The sequence below is a fragment of the Pseudomonas syringae pv. coryli str. NCPPB 4273 genome (assembly GCF_000972175.1).
Lineage (GTDB): Bacteria > Pseudomonadota > Gammaproteobacteria > Pseudomonadales > Pseudomonadaceae > Aquipseudomonas > Aquipseudomonas syringae.
Map to the genome: position 1 here is coordinate 68419 of NZ_AWQP01000023.1, position 17903 is coordinate 86321.

Below are 17903 nucleotides of genomic sequence, written 5' to 3' on the forward strand. Positions count from 1 at the left end.
GAGCTGGAAGAGCGTAAGTTCAGGCGTTACGACAAGTCGGAAACCTTAGCGTACGATTTTTTCCGAATTCTCTAGGCTCCCCTGTTTGCAATACCGACAGCCATGAGGTGGCTCCTTTTTTATAATTGAATGTGAGCAATTGGCCCCGGGACCGGGGTTATCAGCGAACGGCGGCGGGTTGCCATCCGAGTTGAGCACGAGCGCTCGCCAGGTCGTTTTCCAGGTCGTGATGCCAGGGCCAGTCGAATCGGTTGGCGAGGGTTTTCGACAGCAGGGATGGGGCGGCGCCGACCTCGCGATCACGCCACTCATACAATTCACCGGCTTCCCAGGACGTACGCTGAACCCTGCACGCGCGCGGCCTGCGTACTTCGTCGTAAACCTCAAGCACGCGCTGGACGCTGCCGGTGTTCACCTGAGGATCTGCCAGTAACCGCGCGAGCAGCGAGGCATCTTCGAGACCTTGACCGGCTCCGGCGCCTTGATGAGGCAGCATGGCGTGGGCAGCGTCACCGATCAGGCCCACGCGAGCGTGGACATAACCGGGCAGCTCTGCCAGGTCATGGAGCGCCCAGAGGGTCGGTGCAGTAATGCACTCCAGCAGAACCCGGACCGCGTCTCCCCAGTCCGAAAACGCGTCGAGCATCTCGGCTTGGGTCGTGTCTTTCACCCAGGGTTTGTCCCGGGGCCATTGCGGCTCGGGAACGCTGCGATCTGAAATAAAGGCCACCACGTTGGTCAGCCGGCCCTGCTTGATTGGAAAGGTGAGGATGTGGCCGTCCAGGCCCAGGTACATCTGCGGAACATTGATCAAATGTTCGTCAATGCCATTGGCGCGGTAAGCCGCCCTGAGGGTCTCGCTGTCGATCATTCCACGATAGGCGCAGGTGCCACTGAACCGGGGAGCCACAGCAGGCTGGCCCAGACCTCGCAGGACATGATCGCGGATCGAGGACTTGATGCCGTCCGCTGCGATTAGCAGATCACACGCGTGTTCAGTTCCGTCGGTGAACCGGATTCGAACGCGCTCGGCGAGTTCTTCAACCTCGACCGCACGCTTATCGAAACAGGCGATGCCGGCCGGAAGCTGGCACGCAAGAGCGTCCAGAAAGTCGGCTCTGTGAACTGACGACTGACCCACGCCCGGCGCGACGCTTGCACCCAGATAACCGGCGTCCTCGCCACGACGCCACTCGAACCAGATGTCCTGCCAGGGTTCAGGGGTACGGTCGGCAATGCGCCGATAGGGCTCACCGATGCCCAACCCTTCGACGGCACGCACGGCGTTGGCGCCAAACGACACCCCTGCCCCGACTTCACCGAATGCGGGGGCGGCTTCGAGCAGCTGAATATCGAGATGAGGATGGCGGCACAAATCCAGCGCAAGCGCGACGCCTGCAATACCGCCACCGACGATTGCGATCTGTAGTCTTGATTGAATACTGCTCATGGGAGGGACCTGCGTTTTGTTTTTGGAATGTCCCGATCATGCCCATACCCAGGGTTATTGATAAATGGCGTAACATGCATAAAATCTATCACCAGCATGAATAGCGGCTCTGGCTTGGGCCTTAAGCCCTGCAATTGTAGAGATTAACGCTACCCACTTTATAGTTTCAGGCGGTTTATCACTAGTGTGATCTACACTAGCATGGGCTCATCTGATGGCCCGAGCCTCGGGCCTTTTCAATACCCAAAAGGAAAACATCATGCCCGTCGTACGCGTTAGCTGGTTTGAAGGAAAAGAGCACGGTCAGAAAGCCACTGTTGCCGCCGAGATCACTGAAAGTATCGTGAAAAACACCGGCACCCCCGCCGAATACATCTACGTTATCTTCGAAGACGTAGCACCGTCCGACTGGGCAGGTGCCGGCAAGTTGTTTGGTGAGGCGCCTGCCAAACCCTGATCTGTTACAGCGTACTCAGTGCATCGGCTAAGCCAGCGATGCATCCTCCCAGGCGTCACGCACGCTCTTCGACGGAAGATCCTCCCAATGCATCCTTATATTTCCTGCCAGTTCACCCTGGCCATCAAGCCTGGCGACTTTCCGGAGTTCAAAGCTCTGATTGCACGCATCGTCGAGGCCACCAAGCAAGAACCTGACACGCTGGTTTACGAGTACAGCGTGAACGAAGACCAGAGCGTCGCCCACATCCTTGAGCGCTACAAGGTGGAGTCCGTCGTCAGCCATGTGGACACAACCTTCGCCCCGTTCGGCGCGCGCTTTCTGGAGTTGTGCACCATCACCAGCCTCATCGTGTACGGCACGCCTGACGCCGAGATCCGTAAACGCCTGGATCCGTTTGGCGCTGTGTACATGACGCCGTTTGACGGCTTCAGCCGTTAAAAGGATTGGATGACGCGCACTCTATTCCGGACGCAGAGGCTGTGTTCAAGGCAGCCCAAGGCCGGCGGATTCGAGTAATTGTGCAATGGTCTGCGAGATATGACGGACCACCGGGTCGCCGCGACTGTCCGGGTGCATGGCGACCCAGATGTCTAGGTCAAGCATAGGGATGCTGCTCTCCAGTCGGGTAAGACGTGGGTCGGCGTCCCCGAGAAAGCACGGTATTCCTGCCACGGCGATGCCGGTGCAGGCGGCCTCGTACTGGTGGCTCAGATCCGCCAGTTCGCAGGCCAAACGCTTGGAGCCAATGACTTCGTACAGCCATCTTTTATGGGCGAAGTCTGCTTGCCTATTGGTATAGCCAATGAACTCCCACTGCTCGGCATCTTGTGCATGGGGATAATCGCAACCGGCATACAGGGCGAACCGCATCTGCCCTACCTTCTTGATGATGTCTGTGTCTTCGATCGGTAGCGCCAGTCGCAACGCGAGGTCTGCTTCAAGGCGCGACAGCGAGGCCACGTGAGGTTCACTGAGAATACTCAGCTGAACGAGCGGGTGCAGGCGCGCCAGTGCAGCCACATGTGGGGCCAGGAAATGTCTGGCTAGTATCGGCGGCGCAGTGATGGAGACCTTTGCTCTGACAGTTGTGCTGGAGGCCAGGCACCTGCGTTCAATGGCAAAAGACTTCGCTTCAATGTCCAGCGCATCCTGCAATATTTGTTGCCCTACCCCTGTCAGGCGGGACTCGCGCGCAAGTCTGTCCACCAGCCGAACATTCAGTGCTGCTCCAGCGAGGCCAGTCGACGACTGACGGTAGCTTGGTTGACACCCAAGACACGCGCCGCGCCCTACAAACTGCCCGACCGCGCAATCGTCAGAAAAAATTGAAGATCTTCCCAGTTCATAAGCCATGCAAATATGCATTGATGGTCAGCGGAGTTTAGTATTTACGCATTGACTGCCAACCGATACTTTCCATCCACTGCCTCAGCATTGTGACGATAGAAACCATGTCAAAAACCTCATCCCTGGCTGCCATTCAGATCGCAGCCTGCCTCGGATTCCTCGTGGTCCAGCTTGATGTCAGCGTCGTAAACGTCGGGTTGGGCGCGCTGAAATCCGCTTTCGATACAAACCTCACGGGCCTGCAGTGGGTCATCAACAGTTACGCTCTGGCGTTCTCGGCACTGTTGATTCTTGGCGGTGCCTGGGGCGACACGTTCGGCGCCAGAACCGTATTCGCCTCGGGGTTTGCGATTTTCACGATTGCCTCCATCGGCTGTGGCCTGTCGAACAACATGAGCATGCTCATCGGCATGCGGATCGTTCAGGGTGTCGGCGCGGCGTTGTTGGTCCCGACGTCCCTGACGCTCATACGGCTGACATTTGAAGACCCCGATAAACGCAGGTCTGCAGTCGCGATGTGGGGTGCCTGTGGAGGTATTGCCCTGGCTGCGGGCCCGGTGATGGGCGGCCTTTTGATCGAATACCTGGGCTGGCGCAGCGTTTTCTGGATCAACGTACCCATCGGGATTCTGGCGATCGGACTGGTCATGCATTACGCCCCGCCATCGCCGCGCATTGAACGGCAAGTGGATGTTCCGGGACAGATCAGCATTGCCATGTGCCTGGCATCGCTAACCTACGGGCTGACCGAGCTGAGCGGACAGGGCTGGGGCATCGAGACTTTTTCGGCCATGGGACTTGCAGTGCTGTGCGCGATCGCATTTGTAATGATCGAGCGTCGGCTAAAACACCCATTGCTACCAAAACGGCTGGCCAGCAACCGGGTGTTGGCAACCACCGCTCTGGCCGGAGCCGCTATCAACCTCACGTTCTATGGGACGGTGTTCGTATTCAGCATCTACTTCCAGTCGTTTCTGCACTACGACGCCTTCAGAACGGGGATTGCGTTCATACCGCTAACGGCAGTGCTGACCGTCTCCACCATGATTTCGTCGCGTATAGCCAAACGGGTGGGTGCGACGCGGATCATTACCGCAGGCTTCCTGATTCAGGTACTGGGCTTTCTGGCGCTGTCCAGGGTCACACCCGATTCATCGTTGTTGTACTTGAACATTGCCTTGATGGTCGTGGGTATAGGCAGCGCCGCATCAGTGCCGTCCATCACCAACTCAATGTTGTCGTCTGTCTCCCGGGCCGATGCCGGCATGGCCTCCGGCCTGATGGCCTCTGCGCGGCAGCTGGGAGGAGTCGTCGGCGTGGCAGTGTTCGGAGCGATGATTACCAGCACCGAGCCCGCTGCGTTTTCTCACGGTTTGTCCAGGGCAATGATCGTTTGCGCACTGGCGCTGCTGTTCTGCCTTGCTGTGAGCCATTGGGTAACCCGCTCGTCCCGGCTACCCGTCGCTACGTGAATATCTCGGCGATTGATTCGTCCGTGGAACTTCAAGGTTCCCGCAACAACCACTGCCGCATCGCGGGAGCCACCACACCGCACAACCGCACACTATTAATCAACGCTCCAGGAGTGCCCCATGAGCAAGCCCGACGTATCCATTGAAAACATAAGTTCCAAAGTCCGGATTGAGTATCCCGACTTTTCGACACTGCCTGAACCGGTCAGGGAAAAGTTTGAAAGCCTGCCGACAAAAGTTAACTTCTTCCGGATGCTGGGTTACAGCGCAGGGGCATTTATACCGGTCATTGATCTGACCAACGCCATCTTCAGGGATCTGACGATCTCCGATTATCACAAGGAATTGTTGGTATTGCTGGTGGCTGCCCATGAAGACGTCGCTTACGAGTGGGAGCAGCATGTTTCCATCGCTCAGGTGGCAGGCGTTCGGCCGGATCAGTTCGTCGCCATTGCAGAAGGCCGTCTCGATGATTCCGCCGCGCTCAAAGAAGACGAACGCGTACTGCTTCGTTTCGGACAAGCCATTCTCGAAGGGCAAGGCACCGGGCGTGCTGTTCAAGCACGCGCAGCAGCACTTCTCGCTTGAGGAGTTGAGCGACGCAGTCATCGTCATCGGTTACTACCGGATGGTATCTGTCTATCTCCAGACTTTCGACATCGAGATCGATGCGCAGAAGGATGGCAGCTGGATCAAAGGTTGATGGCCACACCCGCGCCATCGCCCCGACCCTTTCGCCATTTGGCGACAGGGTACTGGCCGTCGCAACTGGACCTGCCCGGTACAGGTCTGCCCCGACCGTGATCAATCACACAATGTCGTCAACCACACCGCCGTCCACCCTCAACGCTGCTCCCGTGGTTGCAGAAGCCTGAGGCGAGCACACATAAACGACCATGTTGGCGACCTCTTCCACGGTGGCAGCCCGCTGAATGATCGAACTTGGCCGGTGCTTCTGAATGAATTCCCTAGCAACCTCATCAAGCGACTTGCCCGTACGCTCCACTTCGCTTTGCATCATGGCTGCGACGCCATCGGAGAGTGTCGGCCCCAGTAGAACACTGTTGACGGTCACACCACTGCCGGCAACACGCTTGGCCAGGCCTCGGGCCAATCCTAGCTGCGCGGTTTTGGAAACGCCGTAGTGAATCATGTCCGCCGGGATGTTGCGCGCAGACTCAGAGGCCACGAACACCACCCTTGCCCAGTTCTTTTCCACCATAACCGGCAGCAGTGCGCGGCTCAGGCGTACGCCTGACATGACGTTGGTCTGCCAGTAGGCGTCCCACACTTCATCTTCGGTCTCAATGAAATCCTGGGTGCCATAGATCCCCGCGTTATTGACTAGGATGTTGATATGTCCTGCACCCTGAAGCAGCGTTTCGACACCGCTCGCAGCGCTCAGATCAGCGGCCACGCCGCTAATGGTCGCGCCCGGCACAGCGCTCGCCAGTCTGGCGACTGCATCTTTTACAGAGCCTTCACTCCGGCCATTGATCACCACCTCGGCGCCTGCTTCGGCAAGGCCCTTGGCAATCGCGAAACCTATGCCACCGGTTGAACCGGTGACCAGCGCACGCTTGGTATCCAATTGAATTTTCATCTTTACTCCATCGCGTCCGGTTGGGATTGCCCCATCCTGTTAAAGCTTCCACAGCTGAATTTAGAGAATTAATACTGTCGCAACCGACATAAGAAATTCGGCGGGTCCAGCCTCCTCGGAAGAAAGCGCAAAACTGTCGAAAGGTGTTGAAACGAAGCTTGGCCGCCAAACACTAGTGAATCAAGCTGTCGCAGCCAACAACCAAGCCGCTTCGCGCTGTTCGGCGTTGGCTAGAGAACAGCGGGTGTCTGTCCTGGCCCGGCAATGGCAACGTTTCTGTATTGGCCGCAAAGAGAGATCCGCGCTTACCGTACCTGGCGCTTTATACACTCTTTAACATGGTGGTCCCTGTAGAGCAGAAAGCGCCTGTATCTGAGGGAATACCGACTGGAGTTTACGAACGGCTCGCTGCGGGAAATCCAGATGATGGGCGAAGACGAATGGGTGCTGTTCGATCCGGCCGACTGCATCACAAGATGATGGGGGGCCGGACTTGGTGAAGCAGGTCGTGGTCGGGCCCGACACAACATGTTTCGGCTCTTCGAAAGCAAAGCTCGGCGCCGGTCTGATAGAACGTCTGGATCGCCATCAGGTGTGGTTGATCCTGCGCCGAGATATGGATGTTTAAAGAGGCCGTGACAAAGCCCTGTTCAAAATTGAAGGCTGTCAGTGCTTTCATTCTGCGTTTCATCGGCGTGACCACGCGCTGGGCCAGCACCACTTCGCGCAGCGCATCGACCAGAGGCTGCAACTGCACGCCGGTTTGACCCTCCCACTGCGCCAGTGTCGAGCGCGGTATGGCCAGGCCGACACGGCCGAAGATCTTTTCGTGTCGACGACGTTGATTTCCCCACTCATTTGATTGATGTTTTACTAAGCGATCAGTGCGCCAGTCTAGGCGCTTGGCCTAATTACAGGGAGACGGCTATGCGCTTGTCCGATTTCTTGATCGAAAACATCAAACCCATTGTTCAAGAATGGGAAAGTTTCGCTCGTACCCTGCCAATCGCCGTCTGTAGACCCTACTGCAACTCCAGGGGCAGCCCTATCGCTCGAATCATACGTCGGGGTTCATATCTGGAGTTGAGCAAGCGGCAGACCACGGGCTTCTCCTATCATTTGGGCTAACAGGTGGACGGTTACACCACCGCAGCACATGATCTGCACTCGCTAGCCCTTTGAGGTAAAACACCACACCGCTTAAGTATTCAGCGGTTCTGCGCAATAGATTATCTCGCGCGTTGCCGTGCTTAAATATTCATAGCGGGGTTTAACGTAAGTCCCTAAATATCTAGCTGCGATTAGTGGCCGTTTTTGAGCATGTGCCTGGCTGTCTGCACCAGCTGATCCAAACTCCAAGGCTTTTGCAGGAATGCGACTCCGGCAGGCAGGTCACGGCTCACCTCCGTTCCGTAGCCGGTGGTCACTATAATCGGGGTACTTGGCCAGCGCTGATGCACCATCATCGCGAGTTCCTTGCCATAAAGCTGACCTGGCAGAGTAGAATCGGTGATCAGCAATGCACAGGGGATTTTGGACTGCAGGAGGTGCATCAAGGCTTCGTCAGCGCTGAAAAATCCAATGGAGTCAGCACCAAGGTCAGTAAAGATTTCCACGATCAACCGATGCATCAAGGGATCGTCTTCGACAATCACCACGCTACCACTGACGGGCTCTTCCGTCGATGAAACCGAAATTATGGGCATTGCGTTCCTTGCTTTGTCGCGCTGAGCACCTGTTGAAGCACGCTCGATAGCTGCTCAACAGAGTAGGGCTTATGCACAAGCTTAAAACCTGTTGCGCCATTCTGCGCAAGTACATGGCTGTAGCCAGTACCACCGGCAAATCTGAGTACAACCGTTGAATTTCCTGGCCTAAATCGATTCCGCTCTTGCCTGGCATGACCACGTCAGAAAACACGATATCAAATCGGCGAGCATCCTTTGCTAATTCGGCAAGTGCCTCCTGGGCGTCGTGAGCCAGGAAGGTAGCATAACCGAGGTCAGTGAGCGATTGGACTGTGAAGATACCTATATCAATGTTGTCCTCTACCACCAATACGCTTGTCCCATGTCCGTTAATGAGCGCAACAGGAGTAGGAGCGTTTAAGGTTTCAGCCGGCTGGAATACGCGAGGCAAATACAGAGTAAATGTGCTGCCTTGACCGATCGTGCTTGTCACCACGATTTCGCCGCCCGATTGTTTCGCGAAACCAAAAACCTGGGACAGTCCAAGCCCGGTCCCTTTGCCTACGCTCTTGGTGGTGTAGAACGGCTCAAAGATCTGTTCCAGATTTTCTGGGGGGGATACCGGAGCCGGTGTCACTGATCGAGACAGCAACGTAATCGCCAGCAATGGCAGGATGCGATCGCACGGCAGGCAATTGCTTTGCAGCCTGGACTCGCAACGTGAGACGCCCCTGGCCTTGCATGGCATCCCGTGCATTGAGAGCCATGTTCACCAATGCGGTATCAAACTGATTGGTGTCGGCACGGATAAAATGATTTTGCTCAGGGAGATCAAGACTGATCTCTACTTGAGACCCACCATGGTACTTATTATCCCTGCCAAGGCTTTTACGCTGTCGCAGGCGACAAACACTGAGGGCTTCAATGCTTGACGCCTGGCAAAAGCCAAAAGCTGTGAAGTTACTTTCGCCGCCCGCTCAACGGTGTCCGAGATAACGGACACATACCGAGCCCGACGCTCATCGGCAATGTCCGGCCGTTTGAGCATATCCGTAGAGGATTTGATCACTGTTAACAGGTTGTTAAAGTCGTGGGCTACACCGCCAGTGAGCTGACCAATGGCCTCGAGTTTCTGAGATTGGCGCAATGCTTCTTCTGCTTTAGCCAGAGCCTGCGCGGCGTCATACTCAGCCGTGAAATCACGTCCTACCGCGTTAATTTGCTGGTCATCCGGCTGGGTCGACCATGAAATCCTTCGGTAACTGCCGTCCCTGTGACGGAAGCGATTGTAAGCATGTCCACTAGCCGACATGTTTACTGCTTTGATTGTATGGTCCAGGTCCTCGGGGTGAATCAGTTCGAAAATGGTCCGACCAATCAACTCATCCGTCTGCCAACCTAACAAAACAGTCCACGCGGGGTTGACAGCGGTGATCAACCCTTCAAATGTGCACCGAATCATGATGTCGGAAGACAGTAACCACAGCCTGTTTCGATCCTCGGTGCGCCGAGTCACCTCAGCTTCGAGCCGAGCATTCAGCTCCTTCAGCTGTACAACCGCCTGCGCGCGATCTCCTTCGGCTTTATCCCTTTCACGATCGGCCAGGATCTGCTGAGTCATTTCGGTAGCAAGGAGCAGGACGCCGGCAAAACCACCGCTCTCGCCCTGTATGGGGGAAAAGCTGTAGGTCCAGACGGTCTCCTCATCATGGCCATGCCGGTTCATGGTCATGGACAACTTCTCGATGGCAAACCCTTTACCAGTCCTCAGCACTTCGGCAACTTGAGGACCGAGGACGGGGCCAATGTCCGTCAGGACGTCAGGCATAGGCTGTCCGAAAGCCGAAGGATGCCGATCCCCCAACGCGAGACCATAGGCATCGTTGTACAGAAGCCACTGCCGTTCTCCCCAATATAATGCAGCGATGCCTTTGGCGTTCAACACCAGCGACAGTGCCGTGCGCATAGAGGCTGGCCAGCTGTTGTAAGCGCCCAGAGGAGTTAGAGACCAATCGGTTCCTCGCACCAGGTCACCCATTTGGCCCCCACCGATCATGGGTAGAGCGTCCGAAGTCAGCTTTCCCCTTGAGGAAGAAACGAATTCATCAGCAGGGGGTATGAACATACCGGCTTAATCCAAAGAGGTAGGGTGGCATTACGAGCATAGGCTACGCAGCGGTGCGTCCGCGTAGTACAGGCGCCGAGAAGGTATAGGGTAAACGAATATCTGCTAGTCAGACCCATTCTAGACGCCAGGGTTCGGGTAAAACCTATTTGCCTGGATTTACGGCCCAAGCGCATCCCTTTAAAATCCCTCGTATTCGTCAGGCTTCACTGCTAACTCCCAGGACGGATCTGGACGGCCATGACAAAGGCTCTCAATCAAAACGAAGGCCCCCCGTCATAGAGGTCATTAATGTCCGCTGATCATTACAATGCTGCGCCCGTCCCCCCCCGAGCAAGGAGCGGCCAACGCCGAAGAGTTGGCTTACCGACTCCGTCAACAGCAGCTGACGGCAGATTTTGGACTGCTCGCCTTGAAAACCCACGAGGCAGGGCTGTTGCTTCAGGAGGCTACCCGTTTGTGCAGAAGGCATGTCCACCCTGCTCTGCAAGGTCATGGCCTTTCAGCCGCAAGAGGGCGACTTTTTAATGATCGCCGGTGTGGGCTGGAAACCTGGATACGTAGGGCATGCACGCGCAGGAGCCGATCTAGAAAGCCCGGCGGGTTTCGCTTTTCAGACGAGACGAGCGGTCATTTCCAACCACCTGCAGGCAGAAGCGCGTTTCCGCACACCACGAATCCTGGCTGACCATAACGTGAAGCGGGCGATCAATGTGGTTTTACTAGTCGCGGATGAGCCCTATGGCGTACTCGAAGTGGACAGTCCGCTCGATGGCCGATTCACCGAAGCCGATCTGGCATTTATGCAGGCCTTTGCCAATCTCCTAGGCGTTGCGTTGCAACGTCAGAGCTATGAAGACGCACTGCGGGCTAACGAAGAGCAATTACGACAAGCCCTTGAATACCAGCATGTGTTGACGCAGGAGGTCAGTCATAGGGTCAAGAACAGCTTGGCAATTGTGGCGGGTTTGCTGCGCGTGCAGAGCAACAGCTCACCGTCCGCAGACCTTCGACAGGCACTCGACGATGCAGAAACGCGGGTATTGACCAATGCGCAACTGCATGACCGTTTGTGGCAAACGGGCGAAGTGCGAAGCCTGAACCTGGAGGATTTTCTGAGGGAACTTTGCGAGAAATTCAGCAGCTCCGCGTCGACCAAAATCCTGACATACGAAGCTCCTCCTGTAATGATTCCCACAGATGACGCGATTCCTCTAGGCCTGCTGGTGAACGAACTGGTCACCAATGCAGTGAAATACGCCTCTCCACAGAAACCAGGCGATGTAAGCATCAGCATCAAGCCCAACGGCGATCGTCTACGATTGGAAGTTCGTGATCGTGGCCCGGGGTTACCTGAGGGTTGGCAGCAGACGAAACCCGCTAGCTTGGGCATGAAACTCATCTCTCGCTTGAGCAGGCAGCTGGGAGGTGAACCTCAGTGGGAAAATGCTCTTTCTGGCTCACGCTTTACCCTGGAATTCTCTGCTTGATTATTCCGAGGTTCTGCCGGGTTGCCTCAGACTTTCTATGCCGAACCATCAAACAATGGTTCACGATTTTCAAAAAATCGCGCGATGGTGTTAGCAGTAATTCTTCAGCAAAGAAATCATGTAATTATCGAGCGCAGCCTGCTCGCATATGCCCTAGAGCACGAGGCGGATATCGCCAAGATCCAGGCTTGGCTGGGCCATGCCAACATCAGCACGACGAGGATATACGATCGGGGAGAAAATAGACCTGAGGACTCACCCACCTATAAAGTAAAGTATTAATAGAAGGGCTTCATTGACCAAGGCCCTCGCATTCGAGAAATCCTATTTCCAATAAAATTGACCGATAACCTCAATGGCAAGTCCAGTCAGTTACCCGAAACTATATGAAGCTGACAATGGGAGCCAGCGATTGTACGGGGGGCAATGAGTTACAAGAAAATGTATCCGGTTGAGGACGTCCAAGATAATAGCCTTGAGCATGGTCATAGCCTATATTACGCAGTAATTCGAGATCCTGAGCGGTCTCAACGCCTTCCGCCAACACCTTGAGACCAAAGGCATGCCCTAGTTTCAAAAGGGCCAGCAATACCTGCTCGCGTTGGGATTTGTCTTCAATTCTCAGTACCTGACGGTCAACCTTCAAAGAATGGAATGGAAGTTTCAGGAGATAAGCTAGATTGGCATGACCTTGACCGAAGTCATCCAGAGCCAGTCGTACGCCCAGGTTGCTGAGACCTGAAACTGTACTCAATAGTTGATCATTTATACGGAGAGGAACTCCTTCGGTTATTTCCAATATTAGGCGATGCCCCGCGAGACCATGCTTAAGTAATGCACCTGCCACTTTCATTGGAAAATCGGTGTTGGCAAGCTGTATAGGTGAAAGGTTTACTGATATGTTTACAGCGTCATGCCAGCGGCTGGCCTGTTCACAGGCTTTATCCAAAACCCAGTCACCTACATCATTAATCAGCTCACTACGTTCTGCCATTGCGATGAATAAATCAGGTGGCACATTTCCGAGCTTGGGATGCTGCCAGCGAATAAGGCTCTCATAGCCATTGAGCTGATAAGGTTCTAGTTGATACAGCGGTTGGAAGTGCAAGTCAAATTGGTCTGTTGCTAAGGCCTCTCGGATATCCTCCAATCTCAGAAGCGACTCATCGTTTTGTGGAAATATAAATCCTGTATCCTCTAGACGATTGCGGCCACCTCTTTTAGCTCGATACAGCGCTTTGTCAGCCTGATCCAAGAGTGAGGTACTATCGGTTAACTCACTACTCGCACTGTGCGCTAACCCGATGCTGACAGTGATAATCGAGATGCCGTCTGTGCGTCCTAGGTGGGCGACGTTTAGTTCACGTATGGTTTGCAATACGTGGTGAGCGATCCTGCGGGCTTCATCATGGGAGGTATCTGGCAAAACGGCAATGAACTCTTCACCGCCGAATCGTGCTACGGCACAAGGCGAAATGAAGCAACTGCCTAGAGCAGTGGCAACAGCTCTCAAGCACTCATCGCCGATGAGATGTCCATAATGGTCGTTAAAGCGTTTGAAATGGTCTATATCGATCAAAAGTACCGCACCCTCGGACTGTCCATCCAAATGATTTGTCGTAAGTGCGTCCAGTTGCGGTTGGATGTGCCTACGGTTAGCCAGACCGGTCAGCGCGTCGGTCTCTGAAAGACGCTGCAAGTCACTATTGGCATCGGTGAGAGTAGAGGCTCTGGTTTCTTCGCGCAGCCAATATAGGTAACTTCGCCTGGCCTCGGCGTTGGACCAGTAGTTGCCAAGCAATGAGAAAAAGGATGAGGAGCCTATAGCGGTTATTATCAGGCCGCCAGCGCTCAGGGAAATCGGGGCTATATGCACACCCCAAGCTGTGATGGTCAAGCAAAATATGTTATAGGCCAAGGCAACATTGAAAGGACTTTTCATGCACGTGTTAACATAAATAAGCATCAGCGGCCAACAAAACATGAACAGTGACTGCTCACCCGAAACAGGTTGCTCACCGTTAATTACTACGTTGTAAGCAATTATAAATCCGGTGTATGAAGGCAACATGGAGACGTACTCTCTCCAGCGCTCCGATAACCTTTTTAGAAGCAACACCCCCAGCAGAGTGCTTGGTACGCATGTTCCGACCATCTGCAAAATTGCTGATGCCAGCTCCTTCGGATTTATGATCACTATCCATAGTGAAAAACTACTGAATGTGAAACTTCCCAAGATCAAGCACAGGATCAGGTGGTGCCGGCGGGTAGTATGGATATCGCTCTGATAACGTAGTTCCAACTGCTCAGAGAAACGTGCAGCGCTGGTTTTTTTCTCGAGTTCTCGGTCAATCAGGCTAGCGTCTAACATAGAAATTCCACAGCATGCACTAGTAAGGCCTTGTTATGGCTATAAGCCACCATTCTACCTTGCTGCAGATGTCGAGCCACTGAAATCTGCCCAGTGGTGGTTTCCGAGGTCATTTTTTGTAAAAGCGGACCTGTTTGATGATCAGCTGCTGCAGGTGAGCGACACTCAGGAACGCTGCGGAATCCAGCGCCTGAAGGTTCACGGCAAGGGCGGCAAGGTGCGTTACCTGCCCTTGCACCGGTGATCTTGCCGATCCTATGCAACCGGTTACCTCAATGCCATGCATCTACACGTGCCAGGTGGCGGTTAAGTGACTACAGAGTATTTTGGCGGTTGTTTCTACAGATCAGCCCTGTTTTTTGGATGGCACTGGTGTAGCCTGAGTTTGGAAAGCTTTCAGGAACATATCTAATGTGGAAGACCGATTCTCCGGGTGCCACGCTAAGGCAAGTTCAATTGATGGCGACTCTTCGACGAGCGATCGTGCTACTACTCCTTGAGGGAATAATTGGACTGAATACTCTGGTAGTAGACAGATGCCACCGACTGAGTTGATCAGAGAGAGGGCCATCATAAGATTTTCTGAATGATAAACGTTGTGTAGCTCGACGCCGTGCAGGCTGGTGAACGCTTCAATGACATCATGAAGTACCGGGGAGAGCTCACGCGAAACTCTTATAAATGGTTCACCTAGTAGTTGATTGAGCTGAATGCTGCTCTCCGTCGCCAGAGGGTGACCCTTAGGCATTGCGACGATGAGTTTTTCACGCCTTAGTATCTGGATTTTGAGCCCAGCCGCCTGGGGTGAAGGACGGATAAACGCGGCATCGATCTGCCTTTCCTTAAGTTTTGCGATAAGGGCCGGAGAAGATAGGCTCTGCATACCTAGTTCGACATTTTCTATTTTTTCGTGAACAGCATTAAGTACATGGTTTAACAGTTCTACCTCGACTCCTAGCACGAACCCCAGTGTCAAGCGAGAAGCTTGGCTATTCGACACCTCCCGTGCGCGCTCTACAGCACGATCAGCCTGTGCCAAAGTCAAGCGAGCCTCGTCCAAGAAAACTCGGCCCGCAGCAGTCAGTTTGACGTGTCGGCTATTGCGCTCAAACAGCTCCGTATTAACGTAAGCCTCAAGGTCACGGATCTGTCGACTTAGGGAAGGTTGGACCGTGTGCAGGCGTTTGGCAGCGGCAGTGAAGCCCCCTGTCTCTGCAACAGCCACAAAATAGCGGAGATGACGCAGTTCCATGCCACACACCCATACCTGAAAAGTATCAGTCTAGAGAAACAAAGTACTGGTGAATAGCGTGGATGATTTTTAATATGGCTTTCGTCAAACGCCAAGCCAGCTTTAACCATGGAGCTATCCAATGGCCGATTTATTTGAGTCCACCAAGCCCGAGCAGCTCACTCGTTTTCTGGGGAAGCATTTCATCTATACCTACGAAAACGGTTGGCAGTATGAAATGTACCTGAAGAATGCTCGCACCATCGATTACCGTATCCACAGCGGCATGGTCGGTGGGCGATGGGTTCGTGATCAGCTAGCTCATATCGTTCGGCTCAGCGACGATGTGTGCAAAATTTCCTGGGATGAGCCTACTGGAACAACGGTAAGCGTCGCGATCAATTTCGCGGAGAAGCATTTGCACGGCATCATCTTTTTCCCGCGTTGGATAGGCTTGGATCCAGTTAAAACCGTCTGTTATCAGAACGCAAACCTTGATTTGATGCATCAATATCGCGATGCGGGACCCACCTATCCCAAACTGGTAATCGACGAATTCGCTCCAGTTACGTTTATCGAGGACCGCGGTCAGGATAATGAAAGCGTGATCGCCTGCGCGCCGTCAGATTTGCCAGATGGTTACGCTCAGCGGCGGAACTGAGAAGGAGTGAGTATGTTAATGGATCCTCAGCTGGAGAAGGTGTTGGCCGCTATGGCGAAGTCTGGTGGCCCTTCGCTTGATAATATGAGCCCTCAGCAGATGCGGCCCTTTTATGACGCGATTGGCGAAAAATTGGGGGGTAAGGGCCGCCCGATGGCGGAAGTGAATGATCTATCTGTTCCGGGTCCAGCCGGAGAAATACCTATTCGTGTATACAGGCCGTTAGGAGTGGATAGCGATCCTCAAAGCGGATTGATCTACCTTCATGGCGGCGGTTGGGTCATCGGCAGCCTTGACACCCATGACAAGGTTTGTCGCCGGCTTGCCGACACGTGTGGCTGTATTGTGGTAGCCGTAGATTATCGGCTTGCGCCGGAGCATCCTTTCCCGGCTGGCCCTCAAGACGCAATTGCTGCCAGTCGTTGGATACTTGATAACGCCGAAAAATTGGGACTTGACAGTAGTAGTATCGGTATTATCGGAGACAGCGCCGGGGGTGGCCTGTCTGCAGTGGCGTGCCTCGCCCATCGAGAAGTACCAGGCCCCCAATTACGTTGCCAAGTGCTCATCTATCCTGGCGTCGACAATAGTTTGGAAGGCGAGCAACGCTTATCTCGAATCGAACAAGCTGAAACTCCACCTCTGGGGGGACGGGCAATGAGGACAATGGTCTCCAGCTACCTACCTGACCCAAGCGCTTGCCTTGATTGGCGAGCTTCCCCGCTTCTTGCCTCAGATCATTCCAATCTACCACCTGCGCTAATAATCACCGGAGGTTTTGACCCCCTACGAGACGAAGACTTTGCCTATGCAAATCGTTTGGCCACGTCCGGTGTGGAGGTGCTGCACCGCCATTACCCAGGGCAAGTGCACGGCTTCATCGAAATGGGGGGTGTCCTCGATGTGGTTGAAGACGCCATGCAGACTATCGCATTCTGGTTTTCACGATGCTTGGGTCCACATATGAATCCTCGAGTTTGATATCTCTAATTGAGTTAGGGATGCTCAGATCTACTTCCCGTGCGTCAGCGGCAAGTACATAGGGCATATATGTTCCTACTCGTCGTCTGACTCAATTCCTCGTCAGTTCTGTAGCGTAGTGGATTATCACTGTTCTGGATGAAATTTCTCAAGCTGAGCAACGCTCAAGCAGAATTCTCTGCCTTCGATTTTTGCAGCAAAGTTCCCAGGGGCCCATGTAGGAGCAGTGTGTCCAACCCCTCCACATCATTCAATGCTTTGATGATGTGGAGGTACTCGTAGTGGAAACCAAATTGCTCCGATTAAATCTGGTCTTTACCACTGCTTGTGTGGGTAGCTCATGGCTCCTTTCCGAGCTCAGTCTCGCACGAGCTTCAGCAAGCCGCCGTCATACCAGGAAAGAGCTAACGACCCGTTTTTGGCTAGAAAAAATACCGGAGTTTCTTTATCGAAAGGACCCCAGCTTCCAGATTTGCATTCAACGCTATAGCGTACGGCTTTTTCGATGCCAAGCTTACGAAGTTGCGGCTCCGGTTCTGTTCCACTCATCGCCGGAAGCTTATGAAAAATCGGCGCCTTGCACACATCTTCCGTCAAGTCTGTTGACGCCTTCCATGCAAGCTGGTCGTGATTGAAACTGAGATGTCGCCCCATAAAGCTGGGATCATCATCTGCCAGTGCCTGCACGCCAGAGCCTGATATCGCTACGCCTGTAACATGCCAACTGCCGTAAAGTGCGCTTTCCCCAGACTGATCGTGCTTTGGAGCATCCATATTCGCTGCGCATCCTGTCAGCGACAACATAATCAGAAAGGATGAACTGAAAGAAAGTCGGGATTTCATGAACGGGTTCCTTGGTTTTGGCGGATGCGGATATCGAATCCTTTTGCTGGGCTACTCCGACATAGACGTCAGAGCTTGGGGTGCCTTTGAGCGGATTCTACGTGACGATTTTCCTAAATTCCGGCATGAGCGGCTGCTTGGTTAGGACAGACCCAGACCAACCCAGTAACCAAACTTCGGG

The 17903-nt window shown here is 54.1% G+C and carries 17 protein-coding genes and 2 pseudogenes; 9 read left to right on the top strand and 10 right to left on the bottom strand.

The annotated features are described in order from the left end of the window. Window positions 1-160: 160 nt before the first annotated feature. Window positions 161-1450, bottom strand: coding sequence for a salicylate 1-monooxygenase (salA, locus tag P406_RS11875; RefSeq protein WP_046236263.1), 1290 nt, complete (start codon window positions 1448-1450; stop codon window positions 161-163). 259 nt (window positions 1451-1709) lie between these two features. On the opposite strand from salA, the gene P406_RS11880 reads away from it, so the two are divergent. Continuing rightward, window positions 1710-1907, top strand: a complete 198-nt coding sequence (locus P406_RS11880) for a tautomerase family protein (RefSeq protein WP_024642049.1) — start codon at window positions 1710-1712, stop codon at window positions 1905-1907. A gap of 87 nt (window positions 1908-1994) precedes the next feature. Beyond that, a complete protein-coding gene (locus P406_RS11885; protein WP_024642048.1) occupies window positions 1995-2348 on the top strand; it encodes a putative quinol monooxygenase in 354 nt (117 codons plus the stop codon). Window positions 2349-2393: 45 nt separating this feature from the next. On the opposite strand, the gene P406_RS11890 is transcribed toward P406_RS11885, so the two are convergent. Then, the gene (locus tag P406_RS11890; protein ID WP_225651242.1) at window positions 2394-3263 is read right to left on the bottom strand and encodes a LysR family transcriptional regulator; all 870 of its coding nucleotides are present in this window, start codon (window positions 3261-3263) and stop codon (window positions 2394-2396) included. A 98-nt stretch (window positions 3264-3361) separates the two neighbouring features. On the opposite strand from P406_RS11890, the gene P406_RS11895 reads away from it, so the two are divergent. The 3 genes from P406_RS11895 (at window position 3362) to P406_RS29830 (ending at window position 5432) form a co-directional block, all read left to right on the top strand. Next, entirely contained in the window at window positions 3362-4729 is a 1368-nt protein-coding gene (locus P406_RS11895; protein WP_046236264.1) for an MFS transporter, read from the top strand. Window positions 4730-4849: 120 nt separating this feature from the next. Beyond that, window positions 4850-5317 (top strand): carboxymuconolactone decarboxylase family protein, encoded by a 468-nt coding sequence (locus P406_RS11900; RefSeq protein WP_225650028.1) that lies wholly within the window; start codon window positions 4850-4852, stop codon window positions 5315-5317. Further along, entirely contained in the window at window positions 5280-5432 is a 153-nt protein-coding gene (locus P406_RS29830) for a hypothetical protein (protein WP_225650026.1), read from the top strand. Before P406_RS11900 ends, P406_RS29830 begins: the two co-directional genes overlap by 38 nt. 105 nt (window positions 5433-5537) lie before the next feature. Here P406_RS29830 and P406_RS11905 read toward each other — a convergent pair whose 3' ends face one another. The 5 genes and pseudogenes from P406_RS11905 to P406_RS29840 form a co-directional block, all read right to left on the bottom strand. Further along, window positions 5538-6332 carry an SDR family NAD(P)-dependent oxidoreductase gene (locus P406_RS11905; protein ID WP_024642046.1) on the bottom strand — a complete coding sequence of 265 codons (795 nt, stop codon included), beginning with the start codon at window positions 6330-6332 and terminating at the stop codon, window positions 5538-5540. A gap of 683 nt (window positions 6333-7015) precedes the next feature. Beyond that, window positions 7016-7167: pseudogene (locus P406_RS27595) on the bottom strand (IS66 family transposase); the annotation flags it as partial. 466 nt (window positions 7168-7633) lie between these two features. After that, a complete protein-coding gene (locus tag P406_RS27600; RefSeq protein WP_024642044.1) occupies window positions 7634-8038 on the bottom strand; it encodes a response regulator in 405 nt (134 codons plus the stop codon). Beyond that, on the bottom strand, window positions 7992-8687 hold the full coding sequence (locus P406_RS29835) for a response regulator (RefSeq protein WP_235203229.1): 696 nt from the start codon (window positions 8685-8687) through the stop codon (window positions 7992-7994). The genes P406_RS27600 and P406_RS29835 overlap by 47 nt, the downstream gene beginning before the upstream one ends. 177 nt (window positions 8688-8864) lie before the next feature. Continuing rightward, complete coding sequence (locus tag P406_RS29840) at window positions 8865-10058, bottom strand: PAS domain-containing protein (RefSeq protein WP_225650022.1); 1194 nt, start codon at window positions 10056-10058, stop codon at window positions 8865-8867. 557 nt (window positions 10059-10615) lie between these two features. On the opposite strand from P406_RS29840, the gene P406_RS11925 reads away from it, so the two are divergent. Together P406_RS11925 and P406_RS11930 are read left to right on the top strand one after the other, a co-directional pair. After that, window positions 10616-11635, top strand: coding sequence for a sensor histidine kinase (locus P406_RS11925; RefSeq protein WP_197709712.1), 1020 nt, complete (start codon window positions 10616-10618; stop codon window positions 11633-11635). 150 nt (window positions 11636-11785) lie between these two features. After that, a pseudogene (locus tag P406_RS11930) lies at window positions 11786-11917 on the top strand (tyrosine-type recombinase/integrase); the annotation flags it as partial. A gap of 100 nt (window positions 11918-12017) precedes the next feature. Here the strand turns inward: P406_RS11930 and P406_RS11935 are convergent. Both P406_RS11935 and P406_RS11940 read right to left on the bottom strand, forming a co-directional pair. After that, window positions 12018-14006, bottom strand: a complete 1989-nt coding sequence (locus P406_RS11935; protein WP_024660464.1) for a putative bifunctional diguanylate cyclase/phosphodiesterase — start codon at window positions 14004-14006, stop codon at window positions 12018-12020. A 346-nt stretch (window positions 14007-14352) separates the two neighbouring features. Further along, window positions 14353-15258, bottom strand: a complete 906-nt coding sequence (locus tag P406_RS11940; RefSeq protein WP_024642041.1) for a LysR substrate-binding domain-containing protein — start codon at window positions 15256-15258, stop codon at window positions 14353-14355. Window positions 15259-15379: 121 nt separating this feature from the next. On the opposite strand from P406_RS11940, the gene P406_RS11945 reads away from it, so the two are divergent. Both P406_RS11945 and P406_RS27605 read left to right on the top strand, forming a co-directional pair. Next, window positions 15380-15898, top strand: a complete 519-nt coding sequence (locus P406_RS11945) for a phenolic acid decarboxylase (protein ID WP_046236265.1) — start codon at window positions 15380-15382, stop codon at window positions 15896-15898. Window positions 15899-15910: 12 nt separating this feature from the next. After that, entirely contained in the window at window positions 15911-16879 is a 969-nt protein-coding gene (locus P406_RS27605) for an alpha/beta hydrolase (protein ID WP_050594029.1), read from the top strand. Window positions 16880-17236: 357 nt separating this feature from the next. Here the strand turns inward: P406_RS27605 and P406_RS11955 are convergent, their stop codons facing one another. Beyond that, window positions 17237-17722, bottom strand: a complete 486-nt coding sequence (locus P406_RS11955) for a hypothetical protein (protein WP_024642038.1) — start codon at window positions 17720-17722, stop codon at window positions 17237-17239. Window positions 17723-17903: the final 181 nt, after the last annotated feature.

Bases quoted from the DNA above. Each gene is read 5' to 3' on its own strand.
- salA (WP_046236263.1), bottom strand. From the start codon at position 1,450: ATGAGCAGTATTCAATCAAGACTACAGATCGCAATCGTCGGTGGCGGT.
- P406_RS11880 (WP_024642049.1), top strand. From the start codon at position 1,710: ATGCCCGTCGTACGCGTTAGCTGGTTTGAAGGAAAAGAGCACGGTCAG.
- P406_RS11885 (WP_024642048.1), top strand. From the start codon at position 1,995: ATGCATCCTTATATTTCCTGCCAGTTCACCCTGGCCATCAAGCCTGGC.
- P406_RS11890 (WP_225651242.1), bottom strand. From the start codon at position 3,263: ATGGCTTATGAACTGGGAAGATCTTCAATTTTTTCTGACGATTGCGCG.
- P406_RS11895 (WP_046236264.1), top strand. From the start codon at position 3,362: ATGTCAAAAACCTCATCCCTGGCTGCCATTCAGATCGCAGCCTGCCTC.
- P406_RS11900 (WP_225650028.1), top strand. From the start codon at position 4,850: ATGAGCAAGCCCGACGTATCCATTGAAAACATAAGTTCCAAAGTCCGG.
- P406_RS11905 (WP_024642046.1), bottom strand. From the start codon at position 6,332: ATGAAAATTCAATTGGATACCAAGCGTGCGCTGGTCACCGGTTCAACC.
- P406_RS27600 (WP_024642044.1), bottom strand. From the start codon at position 8,038: ATGCCCATAATTTCGGTTTCATCGACGGAAGAGCCCGTCAGTGGTAGC.
- P406_RS29840 (WP_225650022.1), bottom strand. From the start codon at position 10,058: ATGGGTGACCTGGTGCGAGGAACCGATTGGTCTCTAACTCCTCTGGGC.
- P406_RS11925 (WP_197709712.1), top strand. From the start codon at position 10,616: ATGTCCACCCTGCTCTGCAAGGTCATGGCCTTTCAGCCGCAAGAGGGC.
- P406_RS11935 (WP_024660464.1), bottom strand. From the start codon at position 14,006: ATGTTAGACGCTAGCCTGATTGACCGAGAACTCGAGAAAAAAACCAGC.
- P406_RS11940 (WP_024642041.1), bottom strand. From the start codon at position 15,258: ATGGAACTGCGTCATCTCCGCTATTTTGTGGCTGTTGCAGAGACAGGG.
- P406_RS11945 (WP_046236265.1), top strand. From the start codon at position 15,380: ATGGCCGATTTATTTGAGTCCACCAAGCCCGAGCAGCTCACTCGTTTT.
- P406_RS27605 (WP_050594029.1), top strand. From the start codon at position 15,911: ATGTTAATGGATCCTCAGCTGGAGAAGGTGTTGGCCGCTATGGCGAAG.
- P406_RS11955 (WP_024642038.1), bottom strand. From the start codon at position 17,722: ATGAAATCCCGACTTTCTTTCAGTTCATCCTTTCTGATTATGTTGTCG.